The 16,363-nt window shown below is 38.8% G+C and carries 7 protein-coding genes; 5 read left to right on the plus strand and 2 right to left on the minus strand.

The window, feature by feature from the left end:
* Positions 1 to 30 precede the first annotated feature (30 nt).
* Both KK060_RS09285 and KK060_RS09290 read right to left on the minus strand, forming a co-directional pair.
* A complete protein-coding gene (locus KK060_RS09285; protein WP_254153439.1) occupies positions 31 to 2,445 on the minus strand; it encodes a glycoside hydrolase family 31 protein in 2,415 nt (804 codons plus the stop codon).
* 172 nt (positions 2,446 to 2,617) lie between these two features.
* The gene (locus KK060_RS09290; protein WP_437124574.1) at positions 2,618 to 3,715 is read right to left on the minus strand and encodes a LacI family DNA-binding transcriptional regulator; all 1,098 of its coding nucleotides are present in this window, start codon (positions 3,713 to 3,715) and stop codon (positions 2,618 to 2,620) included.
* Positions 3,716 to 4,159: 444 nt separating this feature from the next.
* Here KK060_RS09290 and KK060_RS09295 point away from each other — a divergent pair, with 444 nt between their 5' ends.
* The 5 genes from KK060_RS09295 to KK060_RS09315 all read left to right on the plus strand — a co-directional run.
* Positions 4,160 to 7,312 carry a SusC/RagA family TonB-linked outer membrane protein gene (locus KK060_RS09295; RefSeq protein ID WP_254153441.1) on the plus strand — a complete coding sequence of 1,051 codons (3,153 nt, stop codon included), beginning with the start codon at positions 4,160 to 4,162 and terminating at the stop codon, positions 7,310 to 7,312.
* 43 nt (positions 7,313 to 7,355) lie between these two features.
* Positions 7,356 to 8,948, plus strand: a complete 1,593-nt coding sequence (locus KK060_RS09300) for a RagB/SusD family nutrient uptake outer membrane protein (protein WP_254153442.1) — start codon at positions 7,356 to 7,358, stop codon at positions 8,946 to 8,948.
* Positions 8,949 to 9,215: 267 nt separating this feature from the next.
* The gene (locus KK060_RS09305) at positions 9,216 to 12,560 is read left to right on the plus strand and encodes a CRTAC1 family protein (RefSeq protein WP_254153443.1); all 3,345 of its coding nucleotides are present in this window, start codon (positions 9,216 to 9,218) and stop codon (positions 12,558 to 12,560) included.
* The gene (locus KK060_RS09310) at positions 12,557 to 15,832 is read left to right on the plus strand and encodes a VCBS repeat-containing protein (protein ID WP_254153444.1); all 3,276 of its coding nucleotides are present in this window, start codon (positions 12,557 to 12,559) and stop codon (positions 15,830 to 15,832) included. The genes KK060_RS09305 and KK060_RS09310 overlap by 4 nt, the downstream gene beginning before the upstream one ends.
* A 1-nt stretch (position 15,833) precedes the next feature.
* Positions 15,834 to 16,363: hypothetical protein (locus tag KK060_RS09315; RefSeq protein ID WP_254153445.1), on the plus strand; the 530-nt coding region annotated here is incomplete at its 3' end.

The following is a 16,363-nucleotide window of genomic DNA, read 5'->3' on the forward strand; positions in this document are numbered from 1 at the left end:
ACAATTCCTGCTAATTCATCTACCGTTATTTTATAGCCAGTGAATAGTTATTTCATCTAACATGTAGTCTAATTCAATAGAAATAACATCTCCTTCAGGAGCAGGCTCCGGATCCTTAACAGGATCATATTTTTCTAATCCTGTAAAGAAGGAATTTATGGTATGTTGAGCAGCATACTCTTTATTGTTAACGTATAGCGTTTGAATGGTGTTCTCAAAGCCATGCATGATAAGTATAACCTTCTTTAAAGGACTTTTGTAAGTACCCTCCGTTTTGTGAAGGATTATTTTATTAAGAAGAGGTTTATACTCTATAAGTCTTTTTGCGTATTTGTTTTGTTCATAATCATAAGATACGCCATCGTCCTGATAGTATTCGAAACTATTGTTATTCGCTACGTCTTTATAGATATGCAATCTCAACAAGTCAGAAGGTTGTGCAGTATTAATCTTAGCAGGCTCCATAGGAATAATGGCGCCGGCCTTTACAAACACAGGAAGTTTATGAACAGGACATTCAACAATGATCTCTGTATTTCCCTGGAATTTCTTTCCATGGTACAGATCATACCAATCGCCTTCAGGAAGATATACTTTCGTAAAATCTTTCGTACTTTCTGCAGGTGCAATAAGAAAGTAAGGTCCGAATAGATATTGATTGTGATAAGTGCCATCATAAACTTTTGGATCATGCGGATAATTAATAGCAAGTGTTCTTTGTACAGGCATGCCTGTTTGCGTAGCCTCGTAGAAGAGGGAGTAGATGTACGGCATGATCTGGTACCTGAATTTGATGTAATTGCGCGAAATCTGCTCTACCTCTTCTCCGTAAGACCATGGTTCAGAGTCACGACTGTTAATCATAGAGTGGCCTCTGAAAAAAGGAGAGAAGGCGCCGATTGAAACCCAGCGCGCGAAAAGTTTTGAATCTGCATTTCCTACAAAACCCCCTACATCGTATCCCGCAAACGCTACCCCTGTAAGGCCCATACTGCTAACCATACGCACACCGAGCAGCATGTGTTCATCATAGGCCACGTTGTCGCCAGTCCATACAGCTGCATACCTTTGTATACCTGCGTAAGCCGAGCGAGTCAGGTTAAACGGCCTTCTGTTTTTCATCAGGGCCTTTGTTCCTTCGTAAGTACTTCTGGACATAAGAAGGCCAAACAAATTTCTCGCTTTGCGCATAGAGGCTTTCATTCCTTCAAAGTCAAACTCGACATTTTCCGGAAGCATGTTGCCCCAGGTGGCTATTTCATTCATGTCGTTCCAGAAGCCCTGTACACCAAGTGCTACATAGTCATTGAATTGGTCGGCCCACCACTTGCGTGTTTTTGGGTTTGTAAAGTCAGGGAAGTGACACCACCCTGGCCATACTTGTCCTGTATAATAAGAGCCGTCAGGATATTTTATAAAGACGTCATTCTTCACGCCATCTTCATAAGTCTGATAGCCAGCTTCTACTTTTATTCCAGGGTCGCACATGAGTACTACCTCAAATCCCATTTCCTTAAGCTGATCGAGTAGTTTCTTTGGTTCTGCGAAACTCTTCTTATGCCAGCTGAAAATCTTGTAGTCATCCATATAATGAATGTCCAACACAATAACATCGGCAGGAATATCTTTATCTCGAAAATGGCGTGCTATACCCAGTACTTCTTTATCAGGATAATAGCTATACCTGCACTGCTGATAGCCGATACTCCATAGGGGTGGCAGAGGCATTCTTCCTGTAAGAAATGTATAATGCTGAATTATTTCTGCTACGGTATCACCATAAATGAAATAGTAATTCATGTCACCGCTATCAGCAGAGAAGCTTGCAAAACGATTGTTAGAGGCTCCAAAGTTGAAGAACGATTTGTGGCTGTTGTCGAAGAAGATACCATAAACAACATTCTGATGCACCCCAATGTAAAAGGGGAGAGTAGAGTAAATAGGGTCTGTTCCTGAACCATAAGCAAAGGCATCTGTGTTCCAGTTTACATAGCCATTTCCTCTGCGATCAAGAGGGCCTGTTTTTTCTCCTAACCCTATAAAGCGTTCGCCCGGCTGAAGCTTTTTGTAAGTAGTTACCTGTTCGCCATTCCAGCTTGTTCCGAATGCTTCGTCGTCTTCGTTGATTACGTCATTTTTTAAATTAAAGAAACTGAACCGTAGCTTATCTTTTTTAATGGTAAGCACCAGTTTTTCTGTTGTAATGCTGATGGTGTTATCGCTATCGGTGATATTCAGGTTAACAGAACCAGGTTGTTGGATTACAGCATAGGAGAAGTCTTCAATTTCATTGCTTCGTGTTATGCTGATACGCGCGATAGCGTCATTGTAGAAACTTACAGAGAACTGCTCATCTGTAGTTTTTCCTTGTATACCTGCTTGAGTTTTTTCCCATTGTCTGATACTACCCAGACTTTGACTTAATGTTCTGTTAATTACAGCCATTGTTAAAATCTTTTATAAATTTTAGTGTGAAGTAAAGCTTAGTGGGGCAAATCGATTATGCAACATATTATATTAAAAGAGATTCTCCTGCATAAACCTTAGTTAAAGTTTTTATAAAATAAAAAAAGACAGAATTAGCCGTTCTGTCTTTTAATAATAGTTTAAGTGAGCGTTACTTTTTCTTTCCCTTTTTAAGAGAAGAATCGCGAACGATTAGTCTTGTCTTTAACACCTTTGTTTCAGGCTGCAGCTCAACGTCATGGTTTTTGCTCTTCACTTCAATCTGGCGGATAAGCAGCTTTGCGGCTTCTTGTCCCATCTCAAAACCAGGTTGATCAACAGAAGTTAATGGTGGATCTAATAAAGCAGTGAAGAACCAGTTGCTGAATCCAACAATTGCAATATCCTGCGGTATCTTTAATCCTGCTTCTTTAATGGCTTGCATAGAGCCCATAGCAGCAGGGTCATTGGTTGCAAAGATGGCGTCAGGTTTTTCGTCCATTGCCAGTAATATTTCCGTAGCTTTTTTACCTTCTTCAATAGTACCTAAAGGGCATGCTACTATTAAACTAGGATCTATCGGAATGTTATGTTCCTGTAAAGCCTGTTTGTATCCTTCAAGGCGTTGTTTTGTAATTTCAAGATTCGGAGGACCTTCAAGGTGAGCGATGCGCTTACATCCCTGTTCTATAAGATGTAAAGTAGCCTCTTTAGCACCACTTAAGTCGTCAACAATAATTCTGCTTGAGTTTGAATTTTCGTAAACCCTGTCAAAGAATACCATAGGTACTCCTTTAGCAAGAATGTTATCGATGTGATCGAAATTGCTTGTCTCGCGCGAAACGGAAATTAGCATTCCATCAACTCTACTATTAAATAATGCTTTAATATCTGTTTTCTCTCTTTGTAGCGATTCGTTAGACTGTGTAATAATTACGTTATAACCCGCGCTGTAGGCAACATCTTCAATACCACTAATAACAGTAGAGAAGAAGAAGTGAACCAACTCAGGGATAATAACACCGATTGTATTAGTCTTGCTTTGTCGCAAGCTTAAGGCAACAATGTTGGGTTGATAGTTTAATTTATCCGCAAGTTCATTAACAGCCTTTTTTGTCTCAGGACTTATATCCGGATGATCTTTTAATGCCCTGGAAACTGTAGAAGGGGAGATACCTAGCTCCCTTGCAATGTCCTTAATGGTTACCTGATTATATTTCATAGAAAGCAAGATACAGTGTATGGAGATTCGATCGCAACGCAACCGCAATTTTTTTAGAAGTCACCGCAATCGGTTGCTAATATATAGTATTTCTGACTATTTGTGTATGTTTTTCTGTAGGTTTTTGATGTTTTTGCTTAAGGCCCTATTTATAACGTCCAACTTGAAGAACAGACAGTTCAAGATTGAGTATTTTTAACAAGAAAACGGTTGCGGTTTTTCTACAGTTGGCGGCTCTTGCCTGCATTATCCTTAATATTTGTTAAAAATCAAGCATTGTAATGGATAAGTAATTACGAAATGTAAAACGGGAAACGATTGCGGATTCGATTCCTAATAAATTTTATCAAAATATTCAATGTATTATCGTTGGCTTATTTATATATTTTCACCGAAATCGAAAGCGCAACGAGAAGTGTGATCTTTTTGCCCGCTTTGGACCGACTTTTTTATAACAATTAGTTATTTAACCCAAACCAAAACACAAACCGTATGACCAAATTTTATCTGTCTTTAAGCAGGTATCTTACGGCTCTACTCATTATGACCACCACTACATTGGCGTGGTCTCAGGGTAGAACTGTAACCGGGACCATCACGTCTGCAGAAGATGGTTCGCCACTGCCAGGAGTAAACGTAGTTGAAAAAGGTACCAGTAACGGTACGGTAACGAATATTGATGGTGGCTATTCTATTAATGTAAATGAAAACGCAACACTGGTTTTTTCGTTTGTAGGATTTGCTTCGCAGGAAATTGCTGTAGGAACGCAGAGTACAGTAAATGTTAGGTTATCTGCTGATGTAAGAGCCCTTGATGAAGTTGTTGTAATCGGTTATGGGGAAACTACCGTGAAAGATGCAACTGGTGCAATTGCTGCGGTTAAGTCCACGGACTTTAACGCAGGTGTTATTTCATCTCCGGAACAATTAATACAAGGGAAAACAGCTGGTGTTCAGATGACCACTACAAGTGGTGCCCCGGGAGCTGGTGTTCAATTAAGAATCAGAGGAACAAGCTCTATCCGTTCAAATAACAATCCATTGTTTGTAGTAGACGGTGTACCATTGAGTGGTGGAACACAGCCAGCTACAGCAGATGTGGGCTTCGGAAGTTCTCCCGATACTAATCCACTAAACTTCCTTAACCCCAGCGATATTGAGAGTATCAATATTTTAAAGGATGCTTCAGCTACTGCGATTTATGGATCAAGAGGCGCGAATGGAGTTGTTATTATCACCACAAAAAGTGGTAAAGGAAATAAAGGTACTTTTGATTTAGCTTCAAGCGTAAGCATCTCATCTCCTGCAAAGAAATTTGATTTGTTAAACCCCTACGAATTTTTAGGTGGCATTTCACTTTTTGGTGGCACTCCATCAGATCAGTATTATGGTGCTGAAACGGATTGGCAGGATTACGTAACAAGAACTTCTATATCTCATAAACAAAATCTTTCTTATGCAAGAGGTTTTCAAACCGCCGCTGTAAGAGCGTCAATAGGCTATGAAGATCAGCAAGGGATTTTGGAACATTCGTGGATGAAGAGATTTACTGGGAAAGTTAACGCTTCAAAGTCTTTTCTGGATAATAAATTAAATTTTGATCTATCAACAACGTACTCACATGTAAGAAGAGAAGATCCTCCAATCAGTGGTAACGCAGGTTCTACAGGTGATCTTTTAGGTTCGGCTTATATGGCTAATCCGACCTGGCCTACTGATCCTGATTTCAATCCTGGAGGTAATAGGAGTCCAGCAAACATGTTAACCTACATTAATAGCGAAGGGGCTACAAATAGAATCATTGCCAACCTTTCTGCAGATTATAAAGTGACCAATGACCTCACAGCAAAAGCTACCTATGGCATTGATTGGTCAGATGGGGACCGGGTTACGCTTATCACTGGAAAGGCGAGAAATACAGGCGATGGAGTATTAGGTTACGGGCAAGGACAATTAAACGAAAACATGAGTTTAAGTCATCTGGTTGAATTAACATTAAACTATAATAAAACAATAGGCAAGGTTGCTATTGACCTTGTTGGTGGTTATTCTTTACAAAGCTTCCGTAATAAATATTTCTGGGCTACTGCAAGAGGTTTTAGAGACTTTTCCACCTTCGATGCAATGGAGAATGACCTAAGAGATTCTTATGAGGCTGCAGATGCTGCTGCATCTTCAATTTATAGCGACTACAATAACTGGGGCGTTGCAAATAGTTTAAGGGATGGTGCGCAACCAAATGGTGGATTTGTAAGTGGTATTAATTTCTCCGAAGGAAATTTAGGTCAGAGTTATTTTGCTCGCCCTGCAGGGGTAACAGTTGATGCTATCGGTGCAAACTTCTATGATCAAACGGATTATTTGCAATCGTATTTTGGGCGTGGTAATTTTACAATTTCTGATAAATACCTTATAACAGCCACTCTTCGGGTTGATGGATCATCAAAATTTGGTTCTAATAACAGATATGGTGTGTTCCCTTCCGGTGCCGTTGCATGGAAATTAGATCAGGAGGATTTCATGCCGGATTTCTTTAACACGTTCAAATTAAGAGCAGGTTATGGAGTGGTAGGTAATCAAAGTGGATTGGGGTACGGTGAATTTATAAGAAGGGAAAGATACTCTGATGTAGGAGTAGGTAATGATCGTCAAATTCAGGTACCCGGTATTGCTACGCAAGGTTCCGTTAATCCTAACTTAAAGTGGGAATCAACCGCACAAACAAGTGTTGGAATTGACTTTGGAATTTTAAGTGACAAGCTCAGTGGTAGTTTAGATTACTATGTGAAAAACACTACGGATTTGCTGTTAAGACGTAATGCAGCACAACCAGCGTTAGCAAGCCAGATTTTTGATAACCTGGACGCAACTGTTCAAAATAAGGGGTGGGAAGTGTCTCTTACTTATGCTGCAATTGACACAGAAGATGCTTCGTTTAGTGTAAGTGGTAACGTGTCACATAACAAAAACGAATTGAAAGATTTTACAGGTATATTGGATGCTGGTACCATTTACGGTCAAGGATTAACCAACGCTTATGCTCAGCGTTTAGCTGGTGGACAGCCTTTGTTCTCATACTTTCTAAGGCCTTTTGAGGGATTTGATGAAAATGGGCAACCAGTTCCTAATACTGACATTCAAACATTTGTAGGAAAAACAGCTTTACCTACATGGAATATGGGGCTTTCTTTGAATGCGACTTACAGAGGTTTTGATTTTGCAATGTACTTTGCAGGTCAATTTGGCCAATACATTTACAATAATACAAGGAACGCATTCTTTACTGCAGGCTCAATTAATAATGCGCGAAACGTAACACGAGATGTATTAACGAGTGGTGAGGCAGGTTCTGCCGAAGCTTCTGTTTCAACTCGGTTCCTTGAGAAAGGAGATTTTGTGAGAGCTCAGACTTTAACATTAGGGTATAAGGTACCATTAGGCGAAACACAGCTAATTAAGAATGTTCGTGTATATTTTAACGTTCAAAATCTATTTGTAATTACAGACTATACAGGTATAGATCCTGAAGTAAGTACAAGCCCTGCTGATGCGAGTCTTTTAAACGGATTACCAACCGCAGGTATTGATTATGGTGCTTATCCAAGGCCTCGTACATTTACAGTTGGATTAAATGCATCGTTTTAGCAAAAATGTTACTTTCTAACACTGAATTTAAATGATAAAAAATATGAAAATAAAAGGTAGGTTGAATATACAGGCGCTAGTGCTTGGACTTATGATGTTCTCCTGCAGCTTGGATATTGACGAGACTGACTCGCTAATTACGGAAGGAAATTCAGACGTGTTTAATGGAGTTGAGAACGTTAATGCAGCAATTGATAACCTATATAACAATCTTTCAGCTGGTAATCCTAGCCAGATGAATACACAGGAAGAATTGTATGCACTAAGTGAAGTAACAACCGATGAATTGATAGTACCAACAAGAGGTACCGATTGGGGAGATAATGGTGTTTGGAGAACGTTGCATACTCATACTTGGGCGCCTACTCATAATTTTATTAATCAGGTTTGGAATAATAAGAACGGAGCTGTTTTAAGAGCTACCGAGATTATTGATCCATTAAGTAATGCTTCAGCTGAGCAAATAGCTCAGGCTAAGTTTATGAGGGCTTACAACATGTGGGTTATAATGGACTGCTTTGGACAAGTTCCGTTTAGGAATGCTACGGATGGTCCTGATGTGATTCCGGAAGTAATGTCACGGCAGCAAGCATATGACTTTGTAGTTAAAGATCTAGAAGAAGCTATTGCAGCCCTACCTGCTAGTCAGCCCCAATCGCCTACAAAAACCAGAGCAGTGAAAGCAACAGCGCGTTTGTTGTTGGCAAGGGTTAAGTTAAATGGTGAGGTTTACAAAGGCTCTTATGGGGAAAACGATCTGCAGGACGTAATTGATCTCGTTAACGAGATTGAAGCAGAGGGTTATGGTTTAGAAAGTAATTATTTTGAGATATTCAAAGGACCTACATTTGAAAGTAAAGATGTGGTCTGGGCCTTATCGACTGACGTAGGTTCAAAGATGTGGAACAGCTTACATTATAATCAGCAAGAGCTTATTCCTAATTTTGACAAGGCCTCAGTTAATTCTGGAGGTGGTTGGAATGGCTTCGCCACATTATCGGAGTTTTATGACAAGTTTGAAGGGCCAACTGATAACAATTCTCTAGGCGCTGGACAAGAAGAAAGACGTGGTTACACACAAACTTTAGAATCAACAAATGCTGATAATGAAGGTTTTGGTTATGGATTTCAATTAGGACAAATGTATGGTTGGAGAGAAGGTAAAGCAGTTGCGTTAACAACTAGAACTAACGAGCCATTAATTTTCACTAAAGAGTTCCCTGGTCTGATTGGTAATAATGAGGTTACAGGTATGAGACTTTTGAAATATTCTCCTGCCAATGGAGCTTATACCTCAGGAACTGTAATTTTTCGATTCGCTGATGCTCATTTAATGAGAGCCGAGGCGATGTACCGGAAAAAGGATGTAGGAGCAGCTCTAATTGAAGTCAATAAATTAAGAGCGATGAGAGCAAATACGCCTCCTTTAGCTTCTTTGGATGATGCAACCCTTCTCGATGAAAGAGGTAGAGAATTATATCTTGAATACATCAGGAGAACTGATATGATTAGATTTGGGGTTTTCAAAAATGCAAGAGGATTTAAACAAGCAGGTGATGGGCATACTGACCTCTTCCCAATTCCTGCAAGTGCGTTGTTGTCAAATCCTAATCTATCCCCTAATCCGGGATACTAAGGATAATAAGTCTAGTAAAGAAAGGGGGCCACGTGCCCCTTTTTTATTATTTCATATTCTATTTCAGACAAGAAAATGTTTTATAAAAGTAATTTCAAATAAAAAGAGACGTAACTTTAACCCCATCTTATTGTTCAAAAACATTACGTTAAAAGTGCCTATTGCTTTAGTAATTTCAACTTATCTCAGATACAATAATGTAGTCTGTTTAGTTAGCACTGAATAGCAGTTACGCAATTGTTCTGCGTTAAAGAAGGAAGAATAAAAATGAGTAGATTATTATTTGTTTTATTATTATCGTTTTACATCCTCTCTTGTAACAATGGTGATCAATCCAATGAAAACAATTATGGTAAGAAAACCCTTTTTACCAAGCTGTCTCCGGAAGAGACAGGAGTATCTTTCATAAATGAGATTGAGGATACGAAAGAATTTAACGTTTTTAAATATAGGAATTTCTATAACGGCGGTGGCGTAGCAATTGGAGACATAAACAACGATGGCTTGCCTGATATTTTCTTTACCGCCAACATGAAAAAAAATCGACTGTTTCTAAATAAAGGAAACTTTAAATTTGAAGATATTACAGATAAGGCAGGCGTTGGAGGTAAGAAGCCTTGGGATACAGGTGTATTACTGGTTGATATCAATGGCGATAGCTTCCTTGATATTTATGTTAGTAATGCCGGGAATATGGCGGGTGATAATCATGATAATGATCTTTACATTAATAATGGTGATTTAACGTTTACTGAAAGGGCTAAGGAATACAACTTAGCAGAGAGCGGTTTTTCTACGCATGCAGCTTTTTTTGATTATGATAAGGACGGAGACCTGGATGCTTACCTATTAAATAATAGTAATGTTCCTGTAAGCAGTTTAGGTTATGCAGCCGATCGAAATAAGAAGGCAAGTGATTGGGAGAATATTCCTAAACAATTCAGAGGAATAGGTCATCTTCTGCTTCGAAACGATAATGGTAAGTTTGTAGATGTAAGTGAAGAAGCAGGTATCTATAGAAGCTTAATTGCGTTTGGTCTTGGTATTGTAGTGTGCGATATCAATGAAGATACATATCCAGATATCTATGTATCTAATGATTTTTACGAGAGAGACTACCTTTATATCAACCAGAAGAATGGTACTTTTTCAGAAGAGATAAAGAATTGGACGTCTCATCTCAGCTTGTCAGCAATGGGTGTTGATATTGCAGATATCAACAATGATGGACTGAATGACATTTTTGTTACTGAAATGATGCCTGAAACAGATCAACGTGCTAAGGGTACCATGGAGTTCGAAAACTATGATGTCTTTAAATTAAAGCAGAGCAGAGACTTTTATCAGCAATATATTCAGAATACGCTTCAATTAAACAACGGGAATAATACATTCTCTGAAGTATCCTACTACAGCGGCGTAGCAAGAACGGATTGGAGTTGGGCCGGGCTTATCTTCGATATGGATAACGATGGGTACAAAGATATCTATGTTACAAACGGAATTGCGCATGATCTAACAGATATTGACTTTGTTGATTTCCTCGCCAATGAAGTTATCCGAAGCATGGTATTAACTGGTGACAAAGATGAGGTCTTATCTGTTATTAACAAGATGCCTGTTACTCCCCTTGAGAATTATGCGTTTAAGAACAACAAGGATTTAACTTTTAGCAATGTGGCGAAGGAATGGGGCCTTGGTATTCCGAGCTTTTCGAATGGTTGTGCTTACGGAGACTTGGATAATGATGGCGATCTGGATCTTGTAGTAAATAACGTAAATATGGAGTCTTTCATTTTTAGAAATGAAAGTAGGCAAATGCTGAACAACAACTATTTGCAGTTTCAGTTTAAAGGTGCAGGTGCTAACACCTTTGCTGTCGGAACTTCTGTTAAACTATTCTTCAAAGATGAAACGATGGTCCAGGAGTTAACCCCATCAAGAGGTTTTCAGTCTTCTATAGATTATACTATCACATTCGGCTTAGGCCAGCGTGACACCATAGACTCAATTGCCGTACGCTGGCCTGATAATAAAATCACAACTTTGACTGACGTCAAAGCCAATCAGAGGCTTGTCTTGTCCCAGCAAGAGGGTAACGAATGGAAACCTTCAAATAAAAAATACACTTCTCAACCTCTTTTCATTGAAGAAAATAAAAATACTTTTGAGGCACATAGTGAAGATGACTTTGATGATTTCGATCAGGAAGGATTGGTTACTAAGCTTTTGTCTAAAGAAGGCCCGGCTTTAGCGGTTGCAGACATCAATAATGATGGAAATGATGACATATTTATTGGTGGAGGAAAAGGCCAATCAGGTCAGGTATACCTTCACCAGGGAAGTGGTAAGCTCAAATTATTGCAAAGTAATTGTTTTAGTGACGATGCTGAATACGAGGATACAGCAGCATCCTTTTTCGATGCCGATGGAGATGGAGATCTTGATTTAGCTGTTGGTACCGGCGGAAATATTGGGCAGGAGAAGGGTACATATATGACACGTTTATACCTTAATGATGGAAAGGCCGGATTCGTTAGGTCTCGTGAAGCACTACCTTCTGCTAAAACAAATATTTCAGTAATAGCACCACATGATTTTGACGGCGACGGCGATGTTGATTTATTTATAGGATCAAGAAATACTCCAGGTATTTATGGAATCAATCCTCAACATGTATTCTTACTCAATAGTGGTAATGGAACTTTTGTTGAGGCTACTGAGCGATATGCGTATGACTTGAAGGATGCCGGCATGGTTACCGATGCAAAATGGATTGATATAGATGGCGATAAGAAGAAAGACTTAATTACAATATCAGAGTGGGGTGCACCACTTGTTTTGAAAAATTCTGGCAGGAGATTAAGTAGATGGGGTTGTAGCCTTGATTCACTATACGGATGGTGGAAAGTAATAGAATCGTCTGACCTTGATAACGATGGAGATGAAGACTTAATTCTTGGAAATGCAGGCTTAAATATCCCTTATGTCGCTTCTCAAACGAACCCTATGAAATTATGGGTAAACGACTTCGATGAAAATGGAACGATCGAACAGATTATGACCTCTCATTACAACAAAGGTGACTACCCAGTACACATGCGACGAGAAGTCACATCACAAATGCCTGGGCTTAAGAAGCAGAATTTAAAAGCATCTGATTATGCAAAGAGAACCGTACAGGAACTGTTTAATGCAAAGCTCGTCAATAATTCCGTTGTAAGAATGGTCAATGTCTCGGAATCTGTAATAGCGGTTAATGAAGGTAATGGAAAATTTTTAATTAAGAAGTTGCCAGACAGGGTTCAGTGGTCTTGCGTAAGCAGTATTTCCTGCGCTGACATTAACAATGATGGCTTTACCGATTTAGTTATGGGAGGAAACAACTTTGACTTTAAACCTCAGTTCTCACGTCAGGATGCAAGTTATGGACATGTGCTCCTCGGAAATGGCAAGCTCGACTTTGATTGGAAAAACTATATTGAAAGTGGCTTTTTTGTAAGAGAACAAATAAGACACTTAAAAACTTTTACTGATAAGAAAGGTTCCAGATACTTGTTTGCAGCCATCAATAGCGAAAAACCAAGGGTTTTTAAGTACAATAAGCAATGAATACTATAGCAGAGATGAATATCAATAGAAGTATTGTCATTGTTTTTTTGTTTTTGATTTTCTTGACCTCTTGCGATAATCAAAAGCAGTTATTTCAAAAACTGGAGTCTAGTGATTCCGGTATTACTTTCAAGAACAAGCTTACACCTTCAACAGATCTTAATATTATTGATTATCTGTATTTCTACAATGGTGGTGGTGTAGCTGTAGGCGATATCAATGGTGATGATTTGCCTGATTTATATTTTTCCGGAAACCAGGTACCGAACAAGTTGTATTTAAATAAAGGCAACCTAAAGTTTGAAGACATAACAGACAAGGCAGGAGTTTCCGGTAATAACACGTGGGACACAGGAAGTGTGATGGGAGATGTGAACGGCGACGGCTTGTTAGATATATATGTTTGTGCTGTAGTAGGCCTGAAAAATCTGAAAGGTCATAATGAGTTATTTATAAATAACGGAGATTATACATTTTCAGAGAAGTCAGCAGAGTATGGACTTGATTTTGAGTCATACAGTTCATCCGCAGCCTTCTTGGATTATGACCTCGATGGTGATTTAGATATATATCTACTTAACCACGCGATTCATACACCTGGTTCTTTTGGTCATGCCAACCTCAGAAATGTTAGGACGTATGAAACAGGAGGTAAGCTGCTTCGTAACGAGGAAGGTAAATTTGTGGACGTAAGTGAAGAAGCAAAGATTTATGGTGGTATCAACGGATATGGATTAGGTATCGCCATATCAGACTTTAATCTTGACGGCTATCCTGACATTTATGTCGGTAATGACTTTCATGAAGATGATTACTATTACGTAAACAATGGTGATGGTACTTTTTCAGAACAAGGAAAGCATGCATTAACAGCAACTAGTAAATTTTCAATGGGTAATGATGCCGCAGATATCAATCATGATGGATATCCGGATCTTATCAGTTTGGATATGCTGCCAGAAGATGAAGCGGTTCTCAAGCGTTCTGTCGATGAAGAGAATATTAACCTTTTAAGAATGCGCATTGATAGATATGGTTACAATTATCAGTTTCCGCGTAACATGTTGCAGATTAATCAGGGAAACGGACAGTTTTCAGAAACGGCGTTAATGAGCAACGTTGCTGCTACTGATTGGAGTTGGAGCGCTCTCTTTTCAGATTTTGATCAGGATGGTAATCAGGATTTGTTTATTTCAAATGGCATTCCACGCAGGCCTAATGATCTCGACTATATTAAATACGTTTCAAGTGAACAGGTAGTTAACGTTATTGGTACTACAAAACTCGCAGATGAAAAGGCTTTGTCGTTGATGCCGTCTGGCATGGTTCAGAACTATATTTTCAAAGGTAATGGCAGTTACCAGTTTGAAGATAAGTCGGCAAAGTGGTTGCCTGATGAAAAGACGTGCTCTACTGCAACGGCTTATGCGGATTTAGATAACGATGGTGATCTCGACCTTGTTATTAATAACGTTGATGACACTCCTGGAGTTTACATTAACCAGACAAACGAATCTGCAAATTACCTTAAGTTAAAATTGAAGTACGGCAAAGAGAATACGTTAGGGATTGGCACGCGTGTTTACTCTTACCAGGGCGGCGTTATGCAATTAAAAGAGATGTACACCATAAGAGGCTTTCAGGCTTCTTCCGAGCCCATCATTCATTTTGGATATGGAAATAGCCTTGTAGTTGATTCCATTAAAATCATTTGGCCCAATGGTCAAGGTCAAAAGTTGGTAAAGGTAAAAGTGAATCAAACTCTTGTCATTTCTCCTGATAACAAAAAAGAGATTATTAAGTTAGGAAGTACGAAAAGTGTAAAACCAATTTTTGCTGAAGTAGATCCGGCTCAGATAGGACTTACCTTCAAACATGTTGAAGATAGTTATACTGATTTCGATAGGTTAAAGCTTCTACCATATCAGCAAAGTGACAGAGGTCCTGCAACTGCTATTGGTGATATTAATAATGATGGCCAGCTTGATATTTATTTTGGCGGCTCCAAGCACATACCAGGACAATTCTACATTCAATCAGGTAATGGTTTTATTAAAACCCATATTCCAGATATCTTAAAAGATTCTGTGAAGGAGGATATAGATGCAGCTATTGCTGATTTTAATAAAGATGGAAAAACAGATTTGTTTATTGGAACAGGGGGCGCCGATTTTTTTAATAAAGCCCGTCCACTTCTCGATAGTTATTACAAGTCATTAGATGGAGGTTTTGCTTTAAATGAAGTAGCTGATTATTACGAAAACGCATCCTGTGTTAAACAATATGATTTCAACAATGATGGAGACCTTGACATCTTTGTGGGCAATGAATCTGTTTCTGATGACTTTGGTAAAGTACCCCAATCGTATTTGTTAGTGAATGACAAAGGCGTATTTACCGCATTTCAAAAGGAACTTTTTGAAGGCCTGGGGATGGTCACTGATGCACTTTGGGAAGATTACAATAAAGATGGAAAGATCGATCTTATTGTTGTAGGCGAATGGATGAAACCACTCTTCCTTAAAAATAGTGGTAATTCATTTGAAAAGGATAATGTTCTTGATACACCATTAAATGGCCTTTGGCAATCTATTGCTTCCTTTGATATCGATAGCGATGGAGATACGGACTATATACTGGGTAATTGGGGTCTAAATTCTAAATTTAAAGCATCCGAGTCGCATCCGATGAAAATGTACTATCATGATTTTGATGAAAACGGAAAGTCAGAAACCATCATTGCTATAGAGAAGCATGGAAATTATTATCCGTTAGATGGCTTCGATGTAATAGCTAGTCAAATTCCTGCCCTTCGGAAAAAATACAATAGTTACCAGGCGTTTGCAGGTAAAAAGGTCGAAGAGATCTTTACTTCTAAACAATTACATAAGTCGCAGGTGTATGAAGTTCATCAACTTGCGTCAGGATATTTAAAGAATGATAATGGCAAGTATACTTTTATTCCATTTCCTATGGATTTGCAGACTGCGCCTTTAATGGCTCAATTAAAATATGATTTTGATGCTGACGGGCGAAATGAAGTTTTGTTAGGAGGCAATTACTTTGGCGTTCAGCCTTTTCATGGCCGATTTGCTTCATTTCCTGGAGCACTGGTTAAAAGTGATAAGGACATTGTTGATGGCAACTCCATAGGACTAAATTTAATTAATCATTCTGTTCGTCATTTAAACATTATTACTGTTAAAAATAATACTTATCTGCTTGTGACTATCAATAACGGCAGTGCCCAGATTTATAACCTTTTAAAATAGCATGAGGAAAATTTCAGGGATCCTAGTGGCGTTAGTACTGATTGCTTTAATGTATTATTTGTTCATTAGGCCATTCGAATTTGAAGTCAAGTTTAAAGCCCATACCTTACCAGGCGATATCATCCAAACAATCAGACTATACAATAAATCTACACCAGATACAAAAATTGTTGAGGTAGACTCTTTAAAGAGCGTGAAACAGTCAGTGGTGGTAGGAGAGCGTGCGTATATATACAATTGGAGTTTTGAAAGTGAAAATGATTCTCTTACAAGAGTAAAAGTTCAGGTATCGGAACCTGATCGCAAATTTTTGAATAAACTGTTAGTGCCATTTACCACGCAAAGCATCGAAAAGGACGCGGTAGACAACGTAAAGAAAATCCATGAAGTTCTGAAGTCGCATTTAAGCATCACTACCGTTAAAATTAAAGGTGAGGCAGAGCTCGATTCTTCCTTTTGCGCCTGTAGCTCGCTGAAAACAAGGCAAATCGAGAAAGGTAATGGCATGATGAAAGACTATCCGCTCCTTAC

The sequence above is a fragment of the Chryseosolibacter indicum genome (genome assembly GCF_018598585.1).
Classification (GTDB): Bacteria; Bacteroidota; Bacteroidia; order Cytophagales; family Cyclobacteriaceae; genus Chryseosolibacter; species Chryseosolibacter indicus.